The organism is Streptomyces sp. NPDC028314, assembly GCF_055565795.1.
Genome location: NZ_JBVHTP010000006.1, coordinates 33,853 through 58,522, shown reverse-complemented (window position 1 = coordinate 58,522; position 24,670 = coordinate 33,853). Strand labels below are relative to the sequence as shown.

Below are 24,670 nucleotides of genomic sequence, written 5' to 3'. Positions count from 1 at the left end.
GCCACTACGACCTCGGTGCCGCCGAGGCCCGGCTGCTGCGCGCCCCGCGCACGGCCGCCGCCACGGGCCACGCCCGGCGCGGCTCCCCCGGCGGCTGGAGCGATCCGGCCCGGGACATGCCGCTCGACGCCGAACGGGCCCGGCGCGACCTCAAGGCGGCCTGCCTGGCCGCCGTGTGCGATCCGAAGGCCGAAGCCCGGCTGAGCTCCTTCGCCGGCCGCGGGCACACCGACCTGGCCGGCGCGGTGGTCTTCGGCTGCCTGCTGCACCTGTCCGGGCTGCGCGAAGGGGCCCGGTTCTGGTGGCAGTTCGCCGCCGGTTCCGGGCGGGCGCGCACCGCTGCGGCCGCGTACTGCCTCTTCCTCGACCACTCCCGCCGCGGCGAACACCACGACGCCCGCGTCTGGGCGCTGGAGCTGGGCCGGCGCGGCTACCGGCCGGGCGGCCGCCGGGACCTGCGGGAGGTGCGGCTGTGCGCGCAGGCGGCCGTCCTGCGCTACGTCGACCAGCTCGACGACCCCGATCTGGGCCCGGTGCCGCTGCCCAGGCCGGGGCTGGCCTCGGTACTGGCCGCGTTCCGGCCCCCCGCGGCCGCCTCCGAGCCGACCCGGCTGGGTACCGGCCCGCTGCGCCACCCGTCCCTGACGGCGGCCGCCCGCTCGGGCGCGGCCGGTACGGGCACCGGCGAGGCCCTGGCGCATGCGCGCCGCGCGCTGGCCGTCGTACGGGTCCTCGAACGGCATCCGCTGGGCGTACGGGCCTCCCAGCTCGGCCGGGAGGCGGGCCTGGCCGAGGCGGAACTCGGGCCGCTGCTGTCGATGCTGTGCGACGAGGAGTACGCGTGCCGCCCCGCCGCCGGGGTCTACGCCCGCGGCGCGGCCCTGGGCCGGCTCGCCGCCCCGGGGGGCGCGGGGCTGGCCGGCCAGCTCCAGCGCACCCTGGCCCTGGCGCGGGACAGCGCGGGCGCCGCCGTCTACCTGAGCCGGTACGCGGAGGGCGAGGTCCGCATCACCCAGATGGCGGACGGGCCGGGGACCCCGCCGGTGCGGGAGTGGGTGGACTTCCGGGCGGCCGCGCACGCCAGCGCCGTCGGGAAGTGCCTGCTGACCCAGCTCGACCACGACCGCCGCGCCGACCACGTGGCCCGGCACCGCCCGACCCGGCTCACCCCGCACACCATCACCGACAGCCGGCTGCTGTTCAGCGCCCTCGACGCGCTGGCCCCGGGGGCCCCCGTCTTCGACCTGCGCGAGTACTCCCCCGGGGTCGTCTGCTCGGCGGTCCCGATCGCGACGGGCGACGCCGCCGGGAGCCTCGCGCTCTCCCTGCCCGCGGCCCACGCCCACCGGCTCGGGCACGCCACCGAGGCCCTGCGCCGCAAGGCCGTCCCGGTCCTCCTCGCCCTGCTCCTGTCCGGCGCCATCCCGCCGGACGCCCCCGCCGTCCCGGCCGCCGCCGAGATCCCGGGGCCCAGGGCGGACGCCCCCCTTCCGGCGGCCCCCGCACCCTCGCCGACCGGTATCACCCCGGAGACCCTGCGGCACCTGCGCAAGCTGTTCCGCACCCCCCTCACCGGCAGCGCCGGCGCCGCCCCGGACGGCCCGCACCTGGTGAGCGACCCGGCCACGGCGGCCGCCTACCTGTTCGCCGCCGCCCCGGACGACGCCGACCAGCCCCGGCTGTCGCTGCCCCACACCTTCGCCCCGCTCACACCCGGCAGCCTGCCCACCCCGGGCGGACTGGTGGTGCTGGGGACCTGCGAGGCCTGACCCGCCGGCGGCGGGGGCCCCTGCGGTGTCCTACGCCGCCGGAACTCCGTTTTCGTGCCGGCAGAGGTCGAAGGTGTGCGGGGGCCCTGCGCCGCGGTGAAGCCGTTCCAGGTCAACTCCCCCGGGGCCCGTTCATGGCCCTGATGGCGCACAACGCAAAAAACCCCACCGGAGTGGGGTCTTCTTGCTGGTGTCCGAGGGGGGACTTGAACCCCCACGCCCGATAAAGGGCACTAGCACCTCAAGCTAGCGCGTCTGCCATTCCGCCACCCGGACCAGGTGGTCGGCCCCGGTTTCCCGCGGCGACATGGACAACAATAGCAGGGGATCGACGTGGTTCCGACCAGGTATTCGGCGCCGGGGGGATCCGACGCGCCGCGCTGACCTGCGGGCATGCCCCCGCGGCCATGACGAGACGGAGCGTCTCGCCGCAGGGGGTGCGGAGCGGGCGGGTCGGGCTACGGGCAGCGGATGACCTGGCCGGCGTACGAGAGGTTGCCGCCGAAGCCGAAGAGGAGGACCGGGGCGCCGGAGGGGATCTCGCCGCGCTGGACCAGCTTCGAGAGGGCCATCGGGATGCTGCCGGCCGAGGTGTTCCCGGAGTCGACGACGTCCCGGGCGACGACGGCGTTCACGGCGCCGATCTTCGCGGCGAGCGGCTCGATGATCCGCAGGTTGGCCTGGTGCAGTACGACGCCGGCCAGTTCCTCGGGGGTGATCCCGGCCTTCTCGCAGACCTTGCGGGCGAGCGGCGGGAGCTGGCTGGTGGTCCAGCGGTAGACGGACTGGCCCTCCTGCGCGAAGACCGGGGGCGAGCCCTCGATCCGGACCGCGTGTCCCATCTCCGGCACCGAGCCCCACAGGACCGGGCCGATGCCGGGCTCCTCGCAGGCCTCGACCACGGCCGCACCCGCGCCGTCGCCCGTCAGTACGCAGGTCGTGCGGTCGGTCCAGTCGGTGATCTCGGTCATCTTGTCGGCGCCGATGACGAGCGCGCGGGTGGCGGCGCCGGCCCGGATGGCGTGGTCGGCGGTCGCCAGGGCATGGGTGAAGCCCGAGCAGACGACGTTGATGTCCATGACGGCGGGGGCGCCGCCCATGCCCAGCTTGGCGGCGACGCGGGCGGCCATGTTGGGCGAACGGTCGATCGCGGTGGAGGTGGCCACCAGGACGAGGTCGATGTCGTCGGGGGTCAGGCCGGCGCTCGCGAGGGCCTTGCCGGCGGCCTGGTAGGCCAGCTCGTCGACGGGCTCGTCGGGACCCGCGACGTGGCGCGTCCTGATGCCGACCCGGGACCGGATCCACTCGTCGTTCGTGTCGACCATGGCCGCGAGGTCCTCGTTGGTGAGCACTTTCGCGGGCTGGTAGTGCCCTAGCGCCACCACGCGTGAACCGGTCATGGGCGGGGTTCCCCTCGTCGACAGTCAGGATCACCCAGCTTCTCCTGCTACCGATGGGTACGGGTGCGTGTGACCCAACAGGATTAAGGGGCCTGAATTTGGAGAATTCCGAGGATCCTCCTGCCGGGGGCGTGATCGGCGACGGATCCGCGAGAATGGGCCCGTCAACAGCACGAAGAGGACAGAACGGTGGACTGATCACATGGGACGGGTCACCGAACGCCGTCGTGTCGTCCGGATCCGCGGCGGGGTGGCCGGGTCCCGGCCGGACACGCTGGTGGCCGAGGAGCCGCTGGAGATCCGGCTGAACGGGAAGCCGCTGGCCATCACGATGCGCACGCCGGGCGACGATTTCGCACTGGCCGTCGGCTTCCTGGTCAGTGAGGGCGTGCTGGCGCGCGCCTCGGACGTCCAGGCCGTCACCTACTGCGAGGGCGCCACCGAGGACGGGTCGAACACCTACAACGTGGTCAACGTACAGCTCGCGGCCGGGGTGCCGGTGCCGGACATCACCCTGGAGCGCAACGTCTACACCACCTCCTCCTGCGGGCTGTGCGGCAAGGCCAGCCTGGACGCGGTGCGCACGGCGACCCGTTTCCCGGGGACCGGCGCGGACCCGGTACGGGTGACCGCGGACCTCCTCACCGGGCTGCCGGACCGGCTGCGTGCGGCCCAGAAGGTCTTCGACCGGACGGGCGGGCTGCACGCCGCCGGGCTGTTCTCGGCGCAGGGCGAGCTGCTCGACGTACGGGAGGACGTGGGACGGCACAACGCCGTGGACAAGATCGTCGGGCGGGCGCTGCAGGCCGGGCGGCTGCCGCTGACGGGCGCGGTGCTGCTGGTGTCCGGCCGGGCCTCGTTCGAGCTCGCGCAGAAGGCCGTGATGGCCGGGATACCGGTCCTGGCGGCGGTCTCGGCGCCGTCCTCGCTCGCGGTGGACCTGGCGGTGGAGTCGGGGCTGACGCTGGTGGGCTTCCTGCGGGGGCCCGACATGAACATCTACGCGGGCGAGGAGCGCATCACGCTGTAGCGGCCGCGGGGCGGACTCAGCGGTTCCGGCGGCCCCGGCGGGTCGTGGCCGGCTTCGGCTCCGGGGGGTCGATGCGGTGCAGGTCGAGGGTGGCCGGGAGCGGGGTGGCGCCGGGGCCGCCGGACTCGGCCCAGGCGATGATCTCGTCGGTCGCGGTGTCGTCCAGCGCCCAGCCGAACCAGGTGGCCCGGGCTCCCCTGCGGCGGGCCTCGCTGGTGGGCTGGACCACGATGACGTTGGCCTGGGCGCAGGGGCCGAGGCATTCGCTCGTACGGACGGCCAGCCGGCCCCCGGAGGCGGCCGCGGCCTCGCGCAGCCGGGCCAGCTGGCCGGCGTGGTCGGAGCCGGGGTTCTTGCGGGGGTCCCCACAGCAGCAGCCCCGGCACACCACCAGGGTGCAGGGGCGTTCGGAGTGGGCGGCGAGCGGGCGTATCCAGGTCACCGCCGCACGTTACCGGGCGCGTGGAGCGGGGTGTTGGACCGGCGGGGAGACCTCCGCCACATGTTCGGCGGGGAGTTCGGCGACGGGGTCCTGGGCGCGCCGGCGGGCCAGCACCGCGCAGACCATCAGCTGCATCTGGTGGAACAGCATGAGCGGGAGCACCGCGAGGCTCGCCTGGGCTCCGAACAGCACGCTGGCCATGGGGAGTCCGGCGGCGAGGCTCTTCTTCGACCCGGCGAACTGGATGGTGATGCGGTCCTCGCGGCCGAATCCGAGGCGCTTCGCCCCGTACCAACTGACCAGGAGCATGACGGCGAGGAGTACGGCCTCCACCGCCAGCAGGGCGCCGAGGCGCGGGACGCTGACCTGGTGCCAGATGCCCGCGGCCATGCCCGCGCTGAAGGCGGCGTAGACGACGAGCAGGATCGAGCCCCGGTCGACGTAGCCCAGCACCTTCTTGTTGCGGACGAGGAACCCGCCGACCCAGCGGCGCAGGAGCTGGCCCAGGAGGAAGGGCAGCAGCAGCTGGAGGGCGATCCCGCGCAGGGAGTCGAGGGAGAACCCGCCCGCGCTGTTGCCGAGCAGCCCGGCGGCGAGCAGTGGGGTGAGGAAGACGCCGGCGAGGCTGGAGAAGGAGCCGGCGCAGATCGCGGCGGGGACGTTGCCCCGGGCGATCGAGGTGAAGGCGATGGAGGACTGGATGGTGGAGGGGACCAGGCACAGGAAGAGCAGACCGCTGTAGAGCGGGGAGGTGAGGACGTTGGGGACGAGGCCGCGGGCGGCCAGGCCGAGCAGCGGGAAGAGCACGAAGGTGCAGGCGAGCACGGTGAGGTGGAGCCGCCAGTGGCGCAGGCCGTCGAGGGCCTCGCGGGTGGAGAGCCGGGCGCCGTAGAGGAAGAAGAGCAGGGCGACGGCGGCGGTGGAGGCGCCTTCGGCGACGGTCGCGGCCGGTCCGCGGGCGGGGAGCAGGGCGGCGAGGCCGACGGTGGCGAGGAGGGCCAGGACGTACGGGTCCAGGGGCAGCCGGGCGGGTATGTGGGGGCGTCGCATGGGCGGGGGGCTCGCTCTTCTGCTCTCGGGACGGGGACGGGGACAGGGACGGTTTGCGGGACGGCGGGCTCCGGGCTCCGGGCGCCGGGCGCGGATGGGACGGGGGCCGGGGCGGGGGCGCGCGGAGCCCGGGGTTTCCCCTCATCGTCGGGGGTGCGGCGGTCATCGGGAAACCCGTACACCGAACTGACTGCCATCACGAACCGCAATAGCATGCCCCCATGAACGGCATGTACGACCCGGTTCAGCTGCGCACCTTCCTCACGGTCGCCCAGACCCTCAGCTTCACCCAGGCCGCGGGGCGGCTCGGCGTACGGCAGTCCACCGTCAGCCAGCACGTGAGGCGGCTGGAGGAGGCCACCGGGCGGCCGCTCTTCCTCCGGGACACGCACAGCGTGGAGCTGACCGAGGACGGGGAGGCGCTGCTGGGCTTCGCGCGCACGATCCTGGAGGCGCACGAACGGGCGGCGGCCTTCTTCACCGGGACCAGGCTGCGCGGGCGGCTGCGCTTCGGGGCCTCGGAGGACTTCGTGCTGACGCGGCTGCCGGAGATCCTGGAGGGGTTCCGGCACGAGCACCCCGAGGTCGATCTGGAGCTGTCGGTCGAGCTGTCGGGCACCCTGCACGAGCGGCTGGACGCGGGGCGTCTGGACCTGGTGCTGGCCAAGCGGCGCGGGCCCGGGGACGAGCGGGGCCGGCTGGTGTGGCGCGACCGGATGGTGTGGATCGGGGCGGAGGGGCTGCGGGTGGATCCGGAGCGACCCGTTCCGCTGATCGTCTTCCCGCCGCCGGGGATCACCCGGGCCCGGGCGCTGGAGGTGCTGGAGCGGGAGGGCCGGGCGTGGCGGATCGCCTGTACGAGCGGCAGCCTGAGCGGTCTCATCGCGGCGGCCCGCGCGGGGCTCGGGGTGATGGCGCACACCCGGGGGCTGATCCCGCCGGGGCTGGTGCGGGTGGGCGGGCTTCCGGAGCTGGGGCCGGTGGAGTTCGCGCTGCTCCAGGGGAGGCGGCCGGCCCCGGCCGCGGAGGCCCTGGCGGCGGCGGTCCTCTCGGGCGGCGACCGGCTGAGCCGGCCGGCCTGACGGCGCCGGCCCCGGCATCGCCAGCCCCCGGCGCGCCGGTCGGCGGCGCCGCCCCCGGCCCGCCGGGACCCGGCGCGCGGGCATGGAGTCCGGGTGCGTGCCCCGCGCAGATCCCGTGGAGATCCGCGCCCGAACTCCCGCCCCCGCCCGGCCGATCTCCCGTGGCGCCGCGCCCACCGCCCTGACCAGTGGTGATGGCTTCGTATCGGATGTTCCGACAGCCTGCCGCCGGGCCCCTGCTTGGGGTACCGTCACCGGCGCCGTGCGGAGCGAAACTGCGCGGAGAGGAGCGGGCCCTTGCGCGAGTTCACCGTCCCACCCGTGGTCACAGGCGCGCCGTCGGGCGGGCTGGCCGACGTCGTCTTCCAGCATGCCCGGCAGGATCCCGACCGGGTGGTGCTCGGCCGCAAGACGGACGGGGTCTGGCGGGACGTCACCTCCCGGGAGCTGGCCGGTGAGGTCCTCGCGCTCGCGAAGGGGCTGCTGGCCCAGGGCATCCGGTTCGGGGACCGGGTGGGGGTGATGTCCCGGACCCGGTACGAGTGGACCCTGTTCGACTTCGCCCTCTGGGCGATCGGTGCCCAGCCGGTGCCCGTCTACCCGACCTCCTCCGCCGAGCAGGTGCACTGGATCCTGTACGACTCCTCGTGCACCGGGTGCGTCGTGGAGAACGAGGACCAGGCCATGACCGTCGGCTCGGTCATCGAACGGCTCCCCCACCTGCGCAGGCTGTGGCAGCTCGACGCCGGCGCGGTGGCCGGGCTGTTCGAGGACGGGGGCGGGGTCGCGGACGACGTGGTGCACCGGCACCGGGCCGCGGTGACGCCGGACGCGATCGCCACGGTCATCTACACCTCGGGGACCACGGGCCGGCCCAAGGGCTGCGTACTGACCCACGCCAACTTCATGTTCGAGGCCGACACCCTCGTCACCCGCTGGGAGTCGGTCTTCCAGGCCGGGCCGGGCGAGCAGCCGTCGACCCTGCTCTTCCTGCCGCTCGCGCACGTCTTCGGGCGGATGGTGGAGGTGGCGGCCGTCCGGGCCCGCGTGAAGCTCGGGCACCAGCCGGTGCTGGCGGCCGCCGAACTGCTGCCGGATCTGGCCGCGTTCCGGCCGACCTTCGTGCTGGGGGTGCCGTACGTCTTCGAGAAGGTGTTCGCGGCGGCCCGCCGCAAGGCGGAGGCGGAGGGGCGCACGGGCCCCTTCGACCGGGCCGTGGAGACGGCCGTGCGGTACGCCGAGGCGCGTGCGCAGAAGGCGTTCGGCAAGGGGCCGGGCCCCTCGGCCGGACTGCGGATGGAACACCAGCTCTTCGAGAAGCTGGTGTACGGGAAGGTCCGCGAGGCGATGGGCGGGCGGGTGCGGCACGCGATGTCGGGGGGTTCCGCGATGGCGCGGCGGCTGGGGCTGTTCTTCGACGGCGCCGGAGTCACCGTGTTCGAGGGGTACGGGCTGACGGAGTCCTGCGCGGCGGCGACCGCGAACCCGCCGGGGGCGACGAAGTACGGCACGGTGGGTCCGCCGATCCCGGGCGCCACGGTGCACATCGCGGACGACGGGGAGGTCTGGCTGCACGGCCCCAACGTCTTCTCCGGATACCTGAACGATCCGCGCGGCACGGAGGAGGTGCTGCGCGGCGGCTGGCTGGCGACCGGGGACCTGGGGCGCCTCGACGAGGACGGGTACCTGACCATCACCGGGCGCAAGAAGGAGATCCTGGTGACCTCCAACGGGAAGAGCGTCTCCCCGACGGACCTGGAGGAGCGGGTGCGTTCGCATCCGCTGGTGTCGCAGTGCGTGCTGGTGGGCAACGACCGGCCGTACATCGCGGCGCTGCTGACCCTGGACATGGAGGGGGTCGCGCACTGGCTGTCGATGCGGGGGCTGCCGCAGCAGGCGGCGGCACGGGTCATACACGACCCGGACCTGACGGCGGAGGTCCGCCGCGCGGTGGTGGCGGCCAACACCCTGGTCTCCCAGGCGGAGGCGATCCGCACGTTCCGGGTGCTGGCGGAACAGTTCACGGAGGAGCGGGGGCTGCTGACGCCGTCGCTGAAGCTGAAGCGGCGGGCGATCGAGAAGGCGTACGCGACGGAGGTCGCGGCCCTGTACCAGGACTGACGGGGCCGGCCCGGACCCCTCCCAAGGAATCTGACGGTCTGTCATTTCGGTTGGTCGGCCGTATTGACGGTGCGTCAGGTCACGCACAGAATGCGGGGATTCCGACCGGAGGGGCTTTCCCACATGCTGCGACCTATCCGCGCCCTCGCCGCCGCGGCGGCGGCCCTCGTACTCGTCTCCGCCTGTAACTCCGCCTCCACCAACGGCACCTCCCCGACCGGGCCGGGCGACGCACCCGGGAACACGCGCGGGGTGAGCGCCGACTCCGTCAAGGTCGGCGGCATCGTGTCCATGACCAGCGCCAGCGGCTACAGCAAGAAGGACACCGACCTCGGCGCCAAGGCCCGGTACCAGCGGGCCAACGCCGAGGGCGGGATCAACGGGCGCAGGATCGACTACATCGGCGCGGAGGACGACGGCCAGGACCCCGGCAAGAACACGGCCGCCGCCCGCAAGCTCGTCCAGCAGGACAAGGTCTTCGCGGTCTCCCCGATGAGCTCGGTCACCTTCTCCGGGGCGGACTTCCTGGAGCAGGAGAAGGTCCCCACCTTCGGCTGGGGCACGCTCCCCTCCTTCTGCGGCCCCAAGTACATCTACGGATTCAACGGCTGCCTCGTCCCCACCCCCGGCGGCACCCTCAACCAGACCTGGCCCGAGGGCATCGGGCAGGTCCTCGGCGGGGCCCGGGGCAAGTCTGTCGCGATCATCGCCAACGACAGCGACGCCGGGAAGTTCGGGGTACGGACCTTCCAACAGGGCTTCGCCAGCGCCGGGTTCAAGGTGCCTTACGCCAAGGCCTCCGTCCCCGGCACCGCCGTGCCCAGCGACTGGTCGGCGTACGTGAAGGAGATCCTGGAGAGCAACGACGGCAAGGCTCCGGACGCCGTCGTCTCCGTCATGCAGACTCCCAACAACATCGGGCTGTTCACCGCGCTCAAGCGCAGCGGCTACAAGGGAGTGCTCTCCGACCCGACCGACTACGACCCGGGCCTGCTCGCGAAGGACGCCACCAAGCAGGCTCTGGACGGGGTCTACGTACTGCTCCAGTTCGAGCCGTTCGAGTCGGCGAACCCGAAGATGGCGCAGTTCAAGGCGGACATCAAGGCGGCCTCGGAAGGCCAGGAAGTCCCGTTGAACATGCACATGTTGACCGGGTACATGTCGGCCGACCTGTTCGTCTCCGTCGCGCAGAAGGCCGGCAGGGACCTGACCGTCGAATCCTTCCAGGCCGCCGCGCAGAGCTTCTCCGACACCGGCACGCTGGTCGGCGACCGGGCCGAGCCCAAGGGGCAGAAGGACAGCTTCGGCTGCGGGGCCCTCGTACAGCTGAAGAACGGGGCGTACGAGGTCGCCGTGCCGTTCCAGTGCCACGAACCCATCCCCTTCAAGTAGGGCGCGCGGCATGGGAGATCTGCTCGTCTTCGTGCTGAGCGGTCTGGTCTCCGGCGCCCTGTACGCACTGCTGGCCACCGGGCTGGTGCTGTCGTACTCGGCGTCCGGGCTGTTCAACTTCGCGCACGGGGCCACCGCCTACCTGTGCGCGCTCACCTTCTACGAGCTGCACTCCGGGCTGGGCTGGCCGGCCGTACCGGCGGCGCTGCTGGTGGTGTTCGCCGTGGCCCCCGGGATCGGGTGGGGGCTGGACCGGCTGATGTTCCGCCGGCTCGCGCGGGTCGGGGAGACCGCGCAGATCGTGGCGACCATCGGGCTGCTGGTGGCCCTGCCGGCGGCGGGCCTGTGGGCGGTCGAGCTGCTGGGGGACGCGGGCGCGCCCGTGAAGCCCGCCGAGAACCAGTTCGGTCTGCCGGGGGTGGGGCCGAGCCCGGCGAAGTCCTGGCAGCTCGCCGAGGGGGTCGGGATCGACTCCGACCAGCTGATCACCTGGGTGGTGACGGCGGTCGTCGCGGTGGCGCTGTGGGTGCTGATGCGGCACACCCGGCTGGGGCTGCGGCTGCGGGCGGCCGTCGACAACCGCACGCTGACCGAGCTGCGCGGTATCAGCGCCGACCGGCTGTCGTCGGTGGCGTGGATGATCGCATCCGGGCTGGCGGGGCTCGCCGGGGTGCTGGCCACGCCGCTGCTGGGGCTGTCCGCGCACGATTTCACCCTGTTCCTGTTCGTGTCGGCCACGGCGGCCGTGATCGGGCGGTTCGCCTCGGTGCCGCTGGCGTTCGCGGGCGGGCTGGGGCTCGGGGTCCTGCAGAACCTGGTCGCCGGGTACGCGTCCTTCGCCGAGGGGATCACCGGGTTCCGGACGGCGGTGCCGTTCCTGATCCTGTTCGGCGGCCTGCTGGTGCTGACCCGGCGGGCGCGGGCGGCCGGGACCGCCGCCGTGGACGCCCCGCCGGTGGACCATCTGGCGGGGGCCGCGTGGGGGCGGCGGTGGGGGGTGTGGGCGGTGGCCGCGGGGCTGCTGTGCGTGGCGCTGTACACCGTGACGACGCCGTTCTGGAGCGGGCTGCTCGCGCAGGGGCTGGCCATCGCCCTGGTGTTCATGTCCTTCACCGTGGTGACCGGGCTCGGCGCGATGGTCTCCCTGGCCCAGGCCACCTTCGTGACCGGGGCGGCGCTGGTGGCCGGGCTGCTGATGAGCCGGGGCTGGCCGTTCGTGGCCGCGCTGGCCGTGGGCACGTGCGTGGCCGCCGTACTGGGGGCGCTGGTCGCCCTGCCGGCGCTGCGGCTGGGCGGCAGGTCGCTGGCGCTGGCGACGCTGGCGCTGGCGTTCCTGGCCGACCAGGTCCTCTTCCAGCTGCGGTGGTTGCGCAACGGCGACTCCGGGTGGTCGATCCCCCGGCCGGTGTTCGGGCCGGTGGACCTCTCTGACGACCGGGCCCTGGGGGTGGCTCTGGTGGTGCTGGTCGCCGCCGTGGCCGCCGGGCTGAGTGCGCTGCGGAACTCCCCGTCGGGGCGGGCGATGCTGGCCGTGCGGTCGGCCCCGGCGGCGGCGATGGCCTCCGGCGTGTCCGTGCTGCGGACGAAGCTGCTGCTGTTCACGCTGTCGGCGGGGCTCGCGGGGTTCGGGGGCGTCATGTACGCCTCGTACAACACCCGGATCACGGCGACGGACTTCACGGCGATGACGGGGCTGGTGTGGCTGGCCGTGGTCGTGGCGGCGGGTGTGCGCAGGCCGCAGTACGCGGTGGTGGCGGGGCTGGTCTTCGCCGTCGCCCCGCGGGTGATGGCGGACTACGTGACGGCGTCGGTGCACCTGCCGGTGATCCTGTTCGGCTTGGCGGGGCTGGCGCTGGCCAACGACCCGGACGGCTACTGCGCCGCGGTTCCGGTACGGATGGCCCGCCGGCGGGGCTCCCGGGACGCGGCCGGTGCCCCGCCCGGGGCCTGGACGCGCACCGTGGCCGGGTCCGGCCCACCGGGCGCGGCTGCCACCCCGGCTGCCACCCCGCCCGGCGCCCGGACGCGTACCGGGGACGGGACCGGCCGCCCGGGCGCGGGGTCCGCCCGGACCCCGGCGGGGGATCCGCCCCCGCACCCCCGCGCCTCGGACGCCGACGAGGCGGAGAAGGCGGCCGGCCTCCCGGGCCCGCGCGAGGGGCGCGCCCACGCGGGGGTGCCGGCGTTGGAGTTGTGCGGGGTGCGGGCCGGGTATGACGGGGGGATCGTGCTGCGCGGGGTGGATCTCGTGGTGCGGCGCGGGGAGATCCTCGCCGTGCTCGGGCCCAACGGGGCGGGGAAGAGCACCGCGTGCCGGGTGGCCGCCGGGCTGCTGCCCGTCGAGGGCGGCCGGGTCCGCGTGGCCGGGCGGGACGCGACCCGGGACGGGCCCGTACGGCGCTCCCGGGCCGGGGTGCTGCTCGCGCCCGAGGGGCGGGGCATCTTCCCCTCGCTCAGCATCGAGGAGAACCTGGCCCTGTACCTGCGGGACCCGGCGGAACGGGACGCCGTCTACGGGCGGTTCCCGCGGCTGCGGGAGCGGCGCGGGGTGGCGGCCGGGGCGCTGTCGGGCGGGGAGCAGCAGATGCTGGCGCTGGCTCCGCTGCTGCAGCGTCCGCCCGAGGTGCTGATCGCCGACGAACCGTCGCTGGGGCTGGCGCCGCGTGTGGTGGACGAGGTGTACGAACTGCTCACCGAGCTCCGGGACGCCGGTACCGCGCTGCTGCTGGTGGAGGAGAAGGCGGCCGAGATCCTCGGGATCGCCGACACCGTCGCCTACCTCTCCGAGGGCCGGGTGTCCTGGTGCGGCCCGCGCGCCGAGGTGGAGGCCGACCGGCTGACCGAGGCCTATCTGGGGATGGTGAGATGACGGCGCCCTACGTGCTGGAGGCGGTCGGGGTCGGGGTGCGCTTCGGCGGGGTGCACGCGCTGGCCGGGGTGGATCTCGGGGTCCGGGCCGGGGAGGTGTGCGGGCTGATCGGGCCGAACGGGGCCGGGAAGACCACGCTGTTCGACGTGCTGTCGGGGATCCGCCGCCCGGACCAGGGCCGGATGCTGCTCGACGGGGTGGACGTCACCCGCCGCTCCCCCGTCTGGCGGGCCCGGCACGGGATACGCCGGACCTTTCAGCGGCAGCAGCTGTTCGGGCAGCTCAGCGTGGCCGACAACGTGCTCGTCGCGCAGGAGTGGCGCGGCGGCGGGGGCGGGCCGGCGGCGGATCTGCTCGCGTTCCCGGCCCGGCGCCGCCGGGAGCGCGAGCGGCGGGAGCGGGGTGCGCGGGTGCTGGAGGGCTGCGGGATCGGCGCGCTCGGGACCTCGTACGCGGGCGGGCTGCCGGTCGGCCGGGCCCGGATGGTGGAGCTGGCCCGGGCGGTGGCCGATCCGCCGCGGGTGCTGCTGCTGGACGAACCCGCGTCCGGGATGTCGGCGCCCGAGCGCGACCGGCTCGCGGCGGTCATCCGGCGGCTGGCCGGGGAGGAGGGGTGCGCGGTGCTGCTGGTCGAGCACAACGTGGCCTTCGTGATGGAGCTCTGCGCACGGGTGGTCGTACTGGACCTGGGGGCGGTGCTGGCCCAGGGGACGCCGGCGGAGGTACGGGCGGACCCGCTCGTACGGGACGCCTATCTGGGGACCACCTGAGTAACCACCCAAATGGCGGGAATACGCCCCGCGAGTGGCCGGTTATGGCCCCTCGCGGGCCGTATTGCGCGCTGCCGGACGAGCACTGGCCGGCCGGCACGGCCGTACGCGCGCCCGCACCGCACCCGTGCTCCCGACCGCGAGGAACGACCCGACGTGAACCAGGTTCCCGGCATCAAGCTCAACAACGGCATCCTCATGCCCCAGCTCGGCTTCGGCGTCTGGCAGGTCCCCGACGACGAGGCCGAGCGCGCCGTCACGACCGCGCTGGAGGCCGGCTACCGCAGCATCGACACGGCGGCCGTCTACGGCAACGAGGCGGGCACCGGGCGGGCCATCGCCGCCGCCGGGGTGCCGCGCGAGGAACTGTTCGTCACCACCAAGCTGTGGAACGGCCCGGACCGGACCTGGACCCGCGACGAAGTACTGCGTGCCTTCGACGGTTCGCTCGCCGAGCTGGGCCTCGACCAGCTCGACCTGTACCTGATCCACTGGCCGCGCCCGATGCGCGACGACTTCCTCACCATCTGGCAGACCTTCGAGGAGATCGCCGCGAGCGGCCGCGCCCGGGCGGTCGGCGTGTCGAACTTCCGCGCCGAGGACCTGGAGCGGCTCAAGGCCGTGAGCGCACTGGCCCCGGCCGTCAACCAGATCGAGCTGCACCCGCTCCTGCCGCAGGCCGAGCTGCGCGCCCTGCACGCCGGTCTCGGCATCGCCACCGAGGCCTGGTCGCCGCTCGGCCAGGGCAAGGAGTTGCTCACCCTGCCCGCCGTGACGGCGGTCGCCGCCAAGCACGGCCGCAGCGCCGCGCAGGTGGTGCTGCGCTGGCACGTCCAGCTCGGCAACATCGTGATCCCCAAGTCCGTGACCCCCGCGCGCATCCGGGAGAATCTGGATGTCTTCGGCTTCGAGCTGGACGCCGGGGACCTCGCCGCGCTGGACGCCCTGGGGGCCGGCGCGGCGGGCCGACGGATCGGGCCGGACCCGGCCGTCTTCGACATGTGACGCGGTGTGAGGGTGTGCGGGTGAACGTCGCCGACGGGGTCTACCGGATCCGCAACGCGGGCAGCGGTCTGCTGCTCCGGGCGGAGAGCGGCAACCGGGTGGGGGTGGGGCCGGACGGCCCGCCCGTACCCGCGGCCGCCCTGGAGTGGGAGGTCTCGGCGGTGCACAGCGGCGGCGGGATCTTCCACGTGGTGAGCGTCCACAACGGCAGGCGGCTGGACGTCGCGAACGCCTCGGTGGAGAGCGGGACGCGGGTGCAGGTGTGGAAGGCGAATGCCTTCGGGGCTCAGGAGTGGATCATCGAGGAGCACCTCGACGATCCCGGTGTGGTATCCCTGATCGCCTGTATCAGCGGTCTGCCGCTGGAGGCGGACGAGGAGGGCCGGGCCCTCCAGTGCGAGGACCGCGACTCGCCCGCGCAGTGGTGGCGCCTGGAACCGGTGTGAACCCCGTCCGCCGGGCCGTCAGCCGCGTACGAAGCCCTGGAGGCGGTACGTGGGCTCCGGGCGCGGAGCGTCCTGGTCGGGCAGCAGTGCCAGCCGGTCCGCCAGCTCCTGCGGGGTGATCCCGCGCGGGCGGACCCGCGAGGCGTACTGCCCGGCCAGCAGCGCCTCGGCCGAGCCGCGCGGGGTGCTGCCCTGGCCGTGGCCCGCGAAGAGGGCGTCGCCGTACGGCAGCAGGCCCGCCTCGGCGGCGTACGCGGCCACCTCGGCAGACGCGTCGGCCGGGGTGGACGTCAGGTGCGGCGCGAGCAGCTCGTCGATGTCGCTGCCGACGTCGTGCGCGGCGTCCTTGTCCACGGTGGTGACGAACACCCCGCCGGGCCGCAGCACCCGGCCGACCTCGGCGACCAGTTCCCGTACGGCGCCGGGATCGCGCAGCAGGTGCAGCAGCCACACCGCGCTCACGGCGTCCAGCGAGCCCGCGCGCACCGGCAGCCGCGTCCCGGAGGCGAGCAGCACCGGGACCCCGCGGCGCGCCGCCATCGCGGCCATCCCGTACGAGGTGTCCGCGCCCAGGACCCGCAGCCCGGGCCGCTCGAGGCGGGCGGTGACGATGCCCGTGCCGCAGCCCAGGTCGAGGAGGGTGGCCGCGGCGGGCGGGAGCAGGCCGAGGACCGCCGCGGCGGCGGCCTCGGCGCGCGGGGTCCCGCCGCGGGTGGCGTCGTAGGCCTCGGCCTCGGCGTCGTAGTCGAGCAGCTGGCGCGGTATGGGCATCAGCCGGCTCCGTGGGCGGACGCGAGGGCTTCCAGCCGTTCGGCGAGGGTGAAGTCGGTCTCGGTCACGGCGTCGCCGGCGCTGTGGGTGTTCACCGAGACGCGGACCGTGTTGTACCCGAGGGTGAGGTCCGAGTGGTGGTTCAACTCGTCCTGCACGGCGGCGATGTGGGCGACGAGCGCGCTGGCCGCGAAATGGCTGCCCAGCCGGTAGGTGCGCAGGATCCGGTCGTCCTCGAAGGCCCAGCCGGGGAGTTCCCGCAGCCGGTCCTCGATCTCCTTCTGGGAAAGCGGCTCGCCCGACATCCGCACACTCCTTCACGACTGGGTCGGCTACATCGCCTGACGTGGGGTCAAGGTTCCCACAGTGCGGGCGGGAGGGAGGCTTTCGCGCCATAGTGCGCGCGGCTGCGTCGATGCCTTCCGTGACCCGCGTGGCACGCCTATGCTCCTGCGCCGGACGTGACTGTTACCGCCGGTAATGCGGCAGCTGGCCGCCATGGCGGGCATCGAAGGGGCATCGCATGGCTCGTACGGGCAATTCCAGGCGCACGTTCATCGCGGGTGCGGCGGGCGGCGCCGCCACCGCCGGGGCCTGGGCCGCTCCCTCTCCCGCCGCGGCCGCCGGCACCGGCCCGGCGGCAAAAGCGGCGCGGGCGACGGCGGCACCGGACGGCCGCCGCGTCGCGGTCCTCGGCGGCGGGGTCGCCGGACTGACCGCCGCGCACGAACTGGCCGAACGGGGCTACGCCGTCACGGTGTACGAACGCCGCGCGCTCGGCGGCAAGGCCCGCAGCATGGACGTACCCGGCAGCGCCCGCGGCGGCCGCCGCCCGCTGCCCGCCGAGCACGGCTTCCGCTTCATCCCCGGCATCTACCACAACCTGCCGGACACCATGCGGCGCATCCCCTTCCCCGGTAACGCCCACGGCGTCTGGGACAACCTCGTCGCCCCGCGCGAGATGATGTTCGCCCGGGCGGCCGGCCGCGAGGACCTGCGGGCGCCCATCCCCTGGCCCGACCACTCCCCCGCCGAGCTGACCCCGGAGGAGCTGCGCCGCGCGCTGACCGGGATCCTCCAGTCCCTGGTCCGGCTGCCCCCGCACGAGACGGCGTACTTCGTCAACCGCGCGCTCGTCTTCCTCACCAGCTGCGACGAGCGGCGCGACGAGGTCTGGGAGCGCACCCCGTGGTGGGACTTCGTGCGCGCCGCGCAGATGTCGGACGAGTACCAGCGCATCCTCGCCATCGGCGTCACCCGCAACATCGTGGCGACCAAGGCCGAGGAGGCCTCGACCCGGACGGTCGGCACCCTCGGCGAGGCCTTCGTCTTCAACCTGCTGGGCCGCGGCGCGGACGGCCCGCCGGACCGGATCCTGAACCTGCCCACCAACGAGGCCTGGATCGACCCCTGGGAGGCCCATCTGCGCTCGCTCGGCGTGGAGTTCAGGATCGGCTGGACCGTGCAGGAGGTGCGGTACGGCAGCGGGCGTGCCAGCGGGGTCGTGGTCACGGATCCGGCCGGCGCCCGGCAGACCGTCACCGCCGACCACTACGTCTGCGCCCTGCCCGTGGAACACGCACGCCGCACCTGGAGCGCGGAGCTGCGGGCCGCCGATCCGATGCTGGGCCGCTGCGATAGACTGGAGACGGACTGGATGACCGGCATCCAGTTCTACCTCACGGAGCGCGCCCCCCTCGTGCACGGGCACCTCAACTGCATCGACTCCCCCTGGTCGTTGACCGCGATCCAGCAGGCCGAGCACTGGCCGGGCCGCGACTTCCCCGCCGACTACGGGGACGGGGCGGCCGTGGACTGCCTGTCGGTGGACATCTCGGAGTGGGACAAGCCCGGGATCCTGTACGGCAGGACGGCCAAGCAGTGCACGCGGGAGGAGGTCGCCCGCGAGGTGTGGGCCCAGCTGAAGGCCTCGCTCAACGACACCGGGAAGACCCTGCTGTCGGACGGCAAGCTCCACTCGTGGTTCCTGGACCCGGGGGTGGACGGGCTCGGCACCCCGGACCCCACCAACCAGGACCAGTTGCTGATCCACCCCACCGGCACCTTCCACAACCGCCCGAGCGCGGCCACCCGCATCCCCAACTTCTTCCTCAGCGGGGACTACGTCTCCGTCGACATCGACCTCGCGACGATGGAGGGGGCCAACGCCTCGGCCCGCGCGGCCGTCAACGCCCTGCTGGACCGGGAGGGTTCGAAGGCGGACCGGTGCACGGTGCGCCCGCTGTACCGGGCGCCGGAGGTGGAGTCCGCCAAACGGCACGACCTGTGGCGCTACCGGCTCGGGCTCCGGAACGTCTTCGACCTGGGGTGAGGCGGCCGGGGGCACGGCCGGGCCGCCCCCGGGGCGGGGCGCGGCAGGGGACGCTGGGCTAACGTCGGGGCATGACGACGGTGAGCGTGGGTGCGATGCTCCGCACCTGGCGGGAGCAGCGCGGGATCAGCCAGCTGGAACTGGCCGGCCGCGCCGACTCCTCGTCCCGGCACATCAGCTTCGTGGAGACCGGCCGCTCCCGGCCGAGCGAGGAGATGGTGCTGCGGCTGGCGGACCGGCTGGACGTACCGGTCCGCGACCGCAACGCCCTGCTGCTGGCGGCCGGATACGCCCCCCGGTATCCGCACACCCCGCTCGACGACCCTTCGATGCGCGTGCTGCGCGAGGGGCTGGAGCGGCTGCTGGCGGGCTACGAGCCGTATCCGGCGCTGGTGGTGGACGCCACGTACGACGTGGTCGCCGCGAACCGGGGCATCGGGCTGCTGCTGGCGGGGGTGCCGCAGCACCTGCTGGCGCCGCCGCTGAACGCGATGCGGCTGACCCTGCACCCGGAGGGGCTGGCCCCGCGCATCCGCAACCTGCGGGAGTGGCGGGGGCACCTGCTGGAGCAGATGCGGCGCCAGCTCGCCCTCTCGCGTTCGGAGCCGCTGCGGGCCCTGTACGAGGAGGTGGCGGCGTACCCGGTGGCGGAGCAGCCCGGCGACAGCGAGCCGGAGGAAGCAGTTCCGTACATCGCGCTGCCCCTGCGGATCGAGCACGACGGGCACCTGCTCTCCTTCGTGTCGTCCATCTCCACCTTCAACACGCCGATGGACGTGACCGTCGCCGAGCTGGCCATCGAGACGCTGCTGCCGGCCGACCCGGCGACGGTGAAGTACCTGCGTTCACTGGACTCCTGAGCCCGCCGCCCGCAACGACAGCTGCTGCACGAGCGCGAAGGCGGCGACGAGGAGCGCCTGCGCCGGGATCCACACCGTGCCCGCGGTGGTGGGGGCGAACCAGAGGAGCAGGGCGGCCAGGCTGGCGAGCGCCCAGGCACAGTTGCCCTCGATGACGAGCTTCACCGCGAAGACCGGGGGCCGGCTCCGGGAGGCCAGCAGCCCGACCCCCGCCCCGTAGAGCGTGAGGAAGAGGCCGAGTGCGAGCAGGGTCGGCTGCCCGACGCCGAGCAGCCGGCCGAGCGGGGCCGAGAAGGCGGCGTACGCGAGCCCGTTGGCGGTGGTGGTCACGGCGTCGAGCGCGAGGAACCGGCGCAGCACGGCCTGCGGCTCGGTGGTGTGGGCGATGCTGCCGAGCAGGGTTGCGGACATGGCGGATCAGCCTCCGTCGGAGTCGGTTCTTGGGCGGGGTGCCGGATTCCGGAGCCGAGTGCGCGGCCCCGGAATCCGGTGCCCCCACTGTGCCGACGGGGGCCGGGCGGAGTCGATTACCTCCCGGGTCATGCCGGGCGGGAGGCCGGCGCCGCGTCGGGGGCGTGTCCCGCGGCCTCCGGGAAGGCGCCAGGAGCATGCCAACTTTTTTTGAGACGCACAGCAAGAAACGTTGGGGTTCCGCTGGTTCGGCGCCGGGCGCCGGGCTAGGCTTCCCGCAGCCCAGCCACTCGAACGCCTTGTCGACACAACGGAGAATTCCCCGGTGCGAGCCGCCGACCGACCCGATCTCACCGCCATCCGGGACCGTGTCGCGGAGCTGGCGCGGCGACACGGGCGGGACCCGGCCCGCGTGCTCGCCCCGGAACGGCTCAGCCACCTCTCCGGGGTCGAACCGGAGCTCATCCCCGCGGTGCTGGCGGGCACGGCCCCCGAAGTGCCCCTCACCCGGCGGGTGCACCGGCGCTTCCTGCGGCTGCGCGGCACCCGCCGCGACAAGCACGGCCGGGAGTGGTCCCTGTCCGCCATAGCCGAGCACTTCCACGCACCCGGGGCCTCCCTGGGCCCCCTCAACGCGGGCACCGGCCTGCCCCGGCTGGGCCACGCGGCGGGCGTACAGCGGTTCTTCGGGGTCTACGCGGGCTTCCTGCTCGCCGACAGCAAGAGCGCAGTGGAACGGGCCCTCGCCACCGCACCCGCCGGGGCGGGCGCCGCACCGGACCTGGAGCGCCTCTCCCACCTGACCGGCATCACTCCGGACGCCATCCGCCTCACCCTCGACGGCCGCCCGCCCCAACTCCCCCTCCGCGAACAGGTGCGCCAGCGCTTCGAGCACCTGCGCCGCACCCGCCCGCGCGAGGACGGCCAGCCGCACTCGCTGACCGCCATCGCACGCTCCTTCGACGCGTCGGGGCAGTCGCTGACCCGCCTCGCCCAGGGCGAGGGCCTGCCCAACCTGGCGGCGGCCGCCGGGATCCAGCGGTTCTACGGCGTCGAGGGCGGGTTCCTGCTGGCCGACGACACCGAGGCACTGGCCGCCGCCCTCACCGGGATCGAGCACGAGCTGGAGTCCGCCGAGCGGGAGGCCGGGAACCCGATGCTGGCCGTGCTGCGGGCGCACGACGTACGGAGCATCGTCGCCCGCGCCGGACGGCTCTCCCCCGCCGGCTGGAAGTCCCTGGCGGACCACCTCGACGACCTGCTCGCCCGGGAGGGCCAACTGGCCGGCCGGCCGCCCGGGGACGACCCGGAAGCGGCGCCGCACGCCGAACCCGCGGCGCACCCCGAAGCGGCGCCGCACCCCGAACCCGCGGCGCCGCACCCCGAACCCGCGGCGCCGCACGCCGAACCCGCGGCGGCGCACCCCGCGGCGGGCCCAGGAGCCGCGGCGCGACCGCACACCGCCGTCGGCCGCACCGTCGAGGAGGGCGCGCCATGAGGACCACCCGAGCCATGCGCAGGCTCGGCGCCGATCTGCTGGCCGACCTGCGGCTGACCGGGCCCACCGACGCCCCCGGCATCATCCGGGGCGTCTGCTCCGCGTACGCCCGCCGCCGCGGAGGCCGGCCGCTGGAGGTGCGCCTGGTCCCCTTTCCCCCCGACACCGCCAGCGGGCTCTGGCTCGCACTGGACGACCGCGACCTGCTCGTGGTGGAGGCGCTGACCCGCCCCGAACACCAGCTCGTCATCGCCTGCCACGAGCTGTGGCACGTGGACGAGGGCACCTGCGACGGCCACGGCCCCGGTATGGCGGTGGCCGCGCGCCTGACAGGACGCCACGGCGGCCTCCAGGAGCTGCTGCGCACGGACTCCGGGCTGAGCGGGGTCGTCCGCCGGGCCGCGGCCCGCGCCGACCGGGAGGATCCCGCGGAGATCCGGGCCGAGACCTTCGGCCTCCACCTCGGCATGCTCCTCAAGGCCTTCCTGCCACCGCCCCGGGAGCAGCAGATCCCCGAGGCGATCGCACGCATCAAGACCTCGCTCGGCTGGGGCCGTTGAGCGCGGCACGCGCGTCGCGCCCGTCCCGTCGGCCTGTTCCCACTTCACCTGCGCCGACGCCTTCCGCGCGGCCCTTACAGAGAGCCACCACACGATGACCCAGTCTTCCCCGCCCCGCCACGCCGTCGTCATCGGCGGAAGCATGGCCGGCCTCCTCGCCGCGGCCGTCCTCGCCGAGCACGCGAGGGTCACGATCATCGACGCCGACACGCTGCCCGACGGCCCGGCGCCCCGGCGCGGCCTCCCGCAGGGCCGTCACGTGCACGTCATGTGGTCGGGCGGGGCGCGTGCCATCGAGGAGATCCTGCCGGGCATCGTCGAGGACTGGACGGCGGCGGGCGCCCTGCGCCGCAGCCTGCCCACCGAGCTCGTCACCAAGGCCGCCGAGGGCTGGATCCCGCGCTGCGGGGAGAAGCAGTTCAACATCTCCTGCAGCCGCGACCTCCTCGACTCGGTGGTCCGGACCCGGGTCACCGGCCTGAAGGGCGTGAGCACCCTCCAGCAGAGCCGGGTGCGCGCCCTGGAGGGTACGGCGGCGCGGATCACCGGAGTCCGGGTCGACACCCCGGAGGAAGAGGGCCGGCTGGTGGCCGCGGACCTCGTCGTCGACGCGAGCGGGCGCGGCTCCCGGGCCCGGACCTGGCTCCAGGAACTGGGCGTGGGGCCCATCGAGCAGGCCGAGGTCGACTCCGGCCTGGTCTACGCGACCCGGATCTTCGAGGCGCCCGCCGGAGCCCACGCGATGGGCTTCCCCATCGTCAACGTCCAGTCGGACCCGCGCGTGCCCGTCCCCGGCCGCACCGCGACGATCGTCCCGATCGAGAACGGCCAGTGGCAGGCCACCCTGTCGGGCACCCGCGGCGGCCAGCCGACCGCCGACCCCGACGCGTTCGTCCCGTTCGCCAAGGACCTGCGGGACCCGATCGTCGGGCAACTGCTGGACGGCAGGAAGCCGCTCACGGACGTGGCCGTCACCCAGGGCACCGCCAACCGCCGCGTCTTCTTCGAGAAGGCCGACCTGCCCGAGGGCTTCTTCGCCGTCGGGGACTCCGTCGCCACCTTCAACCCGCTGTACGGGCAGGGCATGACGGTCGCCGCCCAGGGGCTGCTCGCCGTACGCGGCCTGCTGCGCGCGAAGGGGCTGGCGCAGCCCGCCGTGGGCCGGGCGGCGCAGCGCGCGCTCGCCCCGCAGGTGGCCACCGCCTGGGAGCTCGCCACCTCGCAGGACATGCTCTACCCGCAGGCGACCGCCACCGGCATGAAGCCGAAGCCGGGGGCACGGCTGGTGGCCCGGTACGTGAGCCGGCTGATGACCGGGGCCACCACCCAGGAGGCGCTCACCGCCGCGTTCTTCCAGGTCATCACCATGACCAGCCCGCCCACCCACTGGTTCCGCCCGGACGTGCTCTGGCGGGTGCTGCGGGCCTCCGACCGCAGCGCCCACAAGGCGGCCCCGCTCACCGCTGCCGAGCGGACCATCGCCGGGCTCGACGGGGCCGGTAGCGGGCCCGGGAAGCAGCCCGCGGTCGACTCCGGCGGCCAGGACGACCCCGGCAGCCGGAACGACCGCGGGAGCACCCCCGCCGACCCCGTCCGCCACCCCTGATGGAGAACGGCCTGATCCTCTACGGATCGGGGGCGGTCATGGCGCTGGCGCTGCTGATCAAGCTGCCGGCGCTGCGCCGCGCCCGGGACCAGCCGCTGATGCGGGCGGTGTGCGCGGTGCTGGCGGTCGGCTGCCTGCTCATGGCGCTGGCGGCGCCGCCGACGATCGCCTGGGTCAACGAAGTCACCGGGGTCGTCAACTGCGCCGCCCCGCTGGTGTACAGCGTCCTGACCGCGTTCTCCGGCGCCTGCATCGCGCTGATCCTCCAGTGGGCCGGCGGCCCGCCGGAGAGCGTGCGGCGGGCCACCCGGCTGACGGTGGCCGCGTTCACGGCCGTCACGCTCCTGCTCAACGTGCTGTTCGTGGCCGGTGACGCGCCGGTGGAACGGCTCCGCGACTTCGACACGTACTACGCCGGCACGCCCTGGCTGCGCGAGATGATCATCGGCTACCTGCTGGCGCACACCGTGGGCAGTACCGCGCTGAGCACCCTGTGCTGGAAGTGGATGCTGAGGGTCGACCGCTCGCTGCGGCCGCTGCGCACCGGGCTGGCGCTGCTCATGCTCGGCGGGCTGCTCGACATCGGCTACCTCGTCGCGAAGTGGGCGGCGGTGGGCGCCCGCTGGACCGGCCGGGACTGGGACTGGCTGTCCACGTACGCGGCTCCGCCGTTCGCCTCGGCGGCGGCCCTGATGGTCGGGGCCGGCTTCCTCGTGCCGCTGGTCGGCGCCTCGGCGGCCTGGCGGGACTTCAGCCAGTACCGGCGGCTGCGCCCGCTGTGGCGGGCGCTGCGCGGCTTCGCGTCGGCCAGCGTGACGACCGTGCCGCTGACGTGGTGGTCGCCGGTCGGGATCCGGCTGATCCACCGCGAGTCGGTGATCGACGACGGGCTGCTGGCCCTCGCGTCCTGGTTCGACCCCGCCGTGCGCGACGCCGCGTACGAGGCCGCGTGCGCGCAGGGCCTGACCGGTCCGGCGGCTTCGGTGGTGGCCGACGCGGCCATGCTGGCGGCCGCCTGCCGGCGCCGGGCGGCCGCCGACCGGGCGGGTACGGCCGCGCGCCCCGGGCCGGGGCATCCGGCGCCGCCCCGGCCGGCCCCGCAGCCGCTGGCCGCCCTGGCCCGGGAGTTCCGGTCCTCGCCCATCGTGGCGGAGTTCCGCCGCGGGGCGGCGGTCGGCCGCTGACCGCCGGCGCCGGGTCGCGGTCCGGCCGGGGCGCGGGCCGGGGCGCGGAACGCCCCGGACCGAAGGGCCCGG

Annotated in this window: 20 protein-coding genes, 1 tRNA gene and 1 pseudogene; 15 read left to right on the top strand and 7 right to left on the bottom strand. The window is 74.4% G+C overall.

Annotated features, from left to right (window positions below; translation table 11 throughout):
- Positions 1–692: 692 nt before the first annotated feature.
- Positions 693–1,412: pseudogene (locus ACZ4TG_RS15735) on the top strand (IclR family transcriptional regulator domain-containing protein); the annotation flags it as partial.
- Positions 1,413–1,957: 545 nt separating this feature from the next.
- Here the strand turns inward: ACZ4TG_RS15735 and ACZ4TG_RS15730 are convergent.
- Both ACZ4TG_RS15730 and ACZ4TG_RS15725 read right to left on the bottom strand, forming a co-directional pair.
- Positions 1,958–2,045: transfer RNA gene (locus tag ACZ4TG_RS15730), tRNA-Leu, on the bottom strand.
- Between the two features lie 182 nt (positions 2,046–2,227).
- A complete protein-coding gene (locus tag ACZ4TG_RS15725; RefSeq protein ID WP_468162831.1) occupies positions 2,228–3,169 on the bottom strand; it encodes a beta-ketoacyl-ACP synthase III in 942 nt (313 codons plus the stop codon).
- Between the two features lie 202 nt (positions 3,170–3,371).
- Here ACZ4TG_RS15725 and fdhD point away from each other — a divergent pair, with 202 nt between their 5' ends.
- Positions 3,372–4,199, top strand: a complete 828-nt coding sequence (gene fdhD / locus ACZ4TG_RS15720) for a formate dehydrogenase accessory sulfurtransferase FdhD (protein WP_468162829.1) — start codon at positions 3,372–3,374, stop codon at positions 4,197–4,199.
- Positions 4,200–4,215: 16 nt separating this feature from the next.
- On the opposite strand, the gene ACZ4TG_RS15715 is transcribed toward fdhD, so the two are convergent.
- Positions 4,216–4,641, bottom strand: a complete 426-nt coding sequence (locus ACZ4TG_RS15715) for a (2Fe-2S) ferredoxin domain-containing protein (protein WP_468162827.1) — start codon at positions 4,639–4,641, stop codon at positions 4,216–4,218.
- A 9-nt stretch (positions 4,642–4,650) separates the two neighbouring features.
- A complete protein-coding gene (locus ACZ4TG_RS15710; protein ID WP_468162825.1) occupies positions 4,651–5,691 on the bottom strand; it encodes a bile acid:sodium symporter family protein in 1,041 nt (346 codons plus the stop codon).
- Positions 5,692–5,921: 230 nt separating this feature from the next.
- Here ACZ4TG_RS15710 and ACZ4TG_RS15705 point away from each other — a divergent pair, with 230 nt between their 5' ends.
- The 7 genes from ACZ4TG_RS15705 to ACZ4TG_RS15675 all read left to right on the top strand — a co-directional run bounded on the left by ACZ4TG_RS15705 (position 5,922) and on the right by ACZ4TG_RS15675 (position 15,376).
- Positions 5,922–6,773: a LysR substrate-binding domain-containing protein gene (locus ACZ4TG_RS15705; RefSeq protein WP_468163430.1), complete on the top strand. Its 852-nt coding sequence runs from the start codon at positions 5,922–5,924 to the stop codon at positions 6,771–6,773.
- A gap of 297 nt (positions 6,774–7,070) precedes the next feature.
- Positions 7,071–8,894 carry an AMP-dependent synthetase/ligase gene (locus tag ACZ4TG_RS15700; protein ID WP_468162823.1) on the top strand — a complete coding sequence of 608 codons (1,824 nt, stop codon included), beginning with the start codon at positions 7,071–7,073 and terminating at the stop codon, positions 8,892–8,894.
- A gap of 123 nt (positions 8,895–9,017) precedes the next feature.
- Positions 9,018–10,286 carry an ABC transporter substrate-binding protein gene (locus ACZ4TG_RS15695; RefSeq protein ID WP_468162821.1) on the top strand — a complete coding sequence of 423 codons (1,269 nt, stop codon included), beginning with the start codon at positions 9,018–9,020 and terminating at the stop codon, positions 10,284–10,286.
- Positions 10,287–10,296: 10 nt separating this feature from the next.
- Positions 10,297–13,155 (top strand): ABC transporter permease subunit, encoded by a 2,859-nt coding sequence (locus tag ACZ4TG_RS15690; protein ID WP_468162819.1) that lies wholly within the window; start codon positions 10,297–10,299, stop codon positions 13,153–13,155.
- The gene (locus ACZ4TG_RS15685) at positions 13,152–13,925 is read left to right on the top strand and encodes an ABC transporter ATP-binding protein (RefSeq protein ID WP_468162817.1); all 774 of its coding nucleotides are present in this window, start codon (positions 13,152–13,154) and stop codon (positions 13,923–13,925) included. The genes ACZ4TG_RS15690 and ACZ4TG_RS15685 overlap by 4 nt, the downstream gene beginning before the upstream one ends.
- 156 nt (positions 13,926–14,081) lie before the next feature.
- Positions 14,082–14,930 carry an aldo/keto reductase gene (locus ACZ4TG_RS15680; protein WP_468162814.1) on the top strand — a complete coding sequence of 283 codons (849 nt, stop codon included), beginning with the start codon at positions 14,082–14,084 and terminating at the stop codon, positions 14,928–14,930.
- 20 nt (positions 14,931–14,950) lie between these two features.
- On the top strand, positions 14,951–15,376 hold the full coding sequence (locus tag ACZ4TG_RS15675; RefSeq protein ID WP_468162812.1) for an RICIN domain-containing protein: 426 nt from the start codon (positions 14,951–14,953) through the stop codon (positions 15,374–15,376).
- Between the two features lie 18 nt (positions 15,377–15,394).
- Here the strand turns inward: ACZ4TG_RS15675 and ACZ4TG_RS15670 are convergent, their stop codons facing one another.
- Both ACZ4TG_RS15670 and ACZ4TG_RS15665 read right to left on the bottom strand, forming a co-directional pair.
- Positions 15,395–16,147, bottom strand: a complete 753-nt coding sequence (locus ACZ4TG_RS15670) for a class I SAM-dependent methyltransferase (RefSeq protein WP_468162810.1) — start codon at positions 16,145–16,147, stop codon at positions 15,395–15,397.
- Positions 16,147–16,452 carry a 4a-hydroxytetrahydrobiopterin dehydratase gene (locus tag ACZ4TG_RS15665; RefSeq protein ID WP_468162808.1) on the bottom strand — a complete coding sequence of 102 codons (306 nt, stop codon included), beginning with the start codon at positions 16,450–16,452 and terminating at the stop codon, positions 16,147–16,149. The genes ACZ4TG_RS15670 and ACZ4TG_RS15665 overlap by 1 nt, the downstream gene beginning before the upstream one ends.
- A 218-nt stretch (positions 16,453–16,670) precedes the next feature.
- Between ACZ4TG_RS15665 and ACZ4TG_RS15660 the strand changes: the two genes are divergently transcribed.
- Positions 16,671–18,479, top strand: a complete 1,809-nt coding sequence (locus ACZ4TG_RS15660) for a hydroxysqualene dehydroxylase (protein WP_468162806.1) — start codon at positions 16,671–16,673, stop codon at positions 18,477–18,479.
- A 71-nt stretch (positions 18,480–18,550) separates the two neighbouring features.
- Positions 18,551–19,339 (top strand): helix-turn-helix domain-containing protein, encoded by a 789-nt coding sequence (locus ACZ4TG_RS15655; protein WP_468162804.1) that lies wholly within the window; start codon positions 18,551–18,553, stop codon positions 19,337–19,339.
- On the opposite strand, the gene ACZ4TG_RS15650 is transcribed toward ACZ4TG_RS15655, so the two are convergent.
- The gene (locus tag ACZ4TG_RS15650) at positions 19,325–19,750 is read right to left on the bottom strand and encodes a hypothetical protein (RefSeq protein ID WP_468162802.1); all 426 of its coding nucleotides are present in this window, start codon (positions 19,748–19,750) and stop codon (positions 19,325–19,327) included. The genes ACZ4TG_RS15655 and ACZ4TG_RS15650 overlap by 15 nt on opposite strands.
- A gap of 325 nt (positions 19,751–20,075) precedes the next feature.
- Here ACZ4TG_RS15650 and ACZ4TG_RS15645 point away from each other — a divergent pair, with 325 nt between their 5' ends.
- The 4 genes from ACZ4TG_RS15645 (at position 20,076) to ACZ4TG_RS15630 (ending at position 24,598) form a co-directional block, all read left to right on the top strand.
- The gene (locus ACZ4TG_RS15645) at positions 20,076–21,248 is read left to right on the top strand and encodes a hypothetical protein (RefSeq protein ID WP_468162800.1); all 1,173 of its coding nucleotides are present in this window, start codon (positions 20,076–20,078) and stop codon (positions 21,246–21,248) included.
- Positions 21,245–21,808, top strand: a complete 564-nt coding sequence (locus ACZ4TG_RS15640) for a toxin-antitoxin system, toxin component (RefSeq protein WP_468162798.1) — start codon at positions 21,245–21,247, stop codon at positions 21,806–21,808. The genes ACZ4TG_RS15645 and ACZ4TG_RS15640 overlap by 4 nt, the downstream gene beginning before the upstream one ends.
- Before the next feature lie 94 nt (positions 21,809–21,902).
- Positions 21,903–23,414 (top strand): NAD(P)/FAD-dependent oxidoreductase, encoded by a 1,512-nt coding sequence (locus ACZ4TG_RS15635; RefSeq protein WP_468162796.1) that lies wholly within the window; start codon positions 21,903–21,905, stop codon positions 23,412–23,414.
- Positions 23,414–24,598, top strand: coding sequence for an MAB_1171c family putative transporter (locus tag ACZ4TG_RS15630; RefSeq protein WP_468162794.1), 1,185 nt, complete (start codon positions 23,414–23,416; stop codon positions 24,596–24,598). Before ACZ4TG_RS15635 ends, ACZ4TG_RS15630 begins: the two co-directional genes overlap by 1 nt.
- Positions 24,599–24,670: the final 72 nt, after the last annotated feature.

Excerpts from the sequence above, each read along its gene's own strand:
- ACZ4TG_RS15725 (WP_468162831.1), bottom strand. The coding sequence starts at position 3,169 with ATGACCGGTTCACGCGTGGTGGCGCTAGGGCACTACCAGCCCGCGAAA.
- fdhD (WP_468162829.1), top strand. The coding sequence starts at position 3,372 with ATGGGACGGGTCACCGAACGCCGTCGTGTCGTCCGGATCCGCGGCGGG.
- ACZ4TG_RS15710 (WP_468162825.1), bottom strand. The coding sequence starts at position 5,691 with ATGCGACGCCCCCACATACCCGCCCGGCTGCCCCTGGACCCGTACGTC.
- ACZ4TG_RS15705 (WP_468163430.1), top strand. The coding sequence starts at position 5,922 with ATGTACGACCCGGTTCAGCTGCGCACCTTCCTCACGGTCGCCCAGACC.
- ACZ4TG_RS15695 (WP_468162821.1), top strand. The coding sequence starts at position 9,018 with ATGCTGCGACCTATCCGCGCCCTCGCCGCCGCGGCGGCGGCCCTCGTA.
- ACZ4TG_RS15690 (WP_468162819.1), top strand. The coding sequence starts at position 10,297 with ATGGGAGATCTGCTCGTCTTCGTGCTGAGCGGTCTGGTCTCCGGCGCC.
- ACZ4TG_RS15685 (WP_468162817.1), top strand. The coding sequence starts at position 13,152 with ATGACGGCGCCCTACGTGCTGGAGGCGGTCGGGGTCGGGGTGCGCTTC.
- ACZ4TG_RS15670 (WP_468162810.1), bottom strand. The coding sequence starts at position 16,147 with ATGCCCATACCGCGCCAGCTGCTCGACTACGACGCCGAGGCCGAGGCC.
- ACZ4TG_RS15665 (WP_468162808.1), bottom strand. The coding sequence starts at position 16,452 with ATGTCGGGCGAGCCGCTTTCCCAGAAGGAGATCGAGGACCGGCTGCGG.
- ACZ4TG_RS15660 (WP_468162806.1), top strand. The coding sequence starts at position 16,671 with ATGGCTCGTACGGGCAATTCCAGGCGCACGTTCATCGCGGGTGCGGCG.
- ACZ4TG_RS15655 (WP_468162804.1), top strand. The coding sequence starts at position 18,551 with ATGACGACGGTGAGCGTGGGTGCGATGCTCCGCACCTGGCGGGAGCAG.
- ACZ4TG_RS15650 (WP_468162802.1), bottom strand. The coding sequence starts at position 19,750 with ATGTCCGCAACCCTGCTCGGCAGCATCGCCCACACCACCGAGCCGCAG.
- ACZ4TG_RS15640 (WP_468162798.1), top strand. The coding sequence starts at position 21,245 with ATGAGGACCACCCGAGCCATGCGCAGGCTCGGCGCCGATCTGCTGGCC.
- ACZ4TG_RS15635 (WP_468162796.1), top strand. The coding sequence starts at position 21,903 with ATGACCCAGTCTTCCCCGCCCCGCCACGCCGTCGTCATCGGCGGAAGC.
- ACZ4TG_RS15630 (WP_468162794.1), top strand. The coding sequence starts at position 23,414 with ATGGAGAACGGCCTGATCCTCTACGGATCGGGGGCGGTCATGGCGCTG.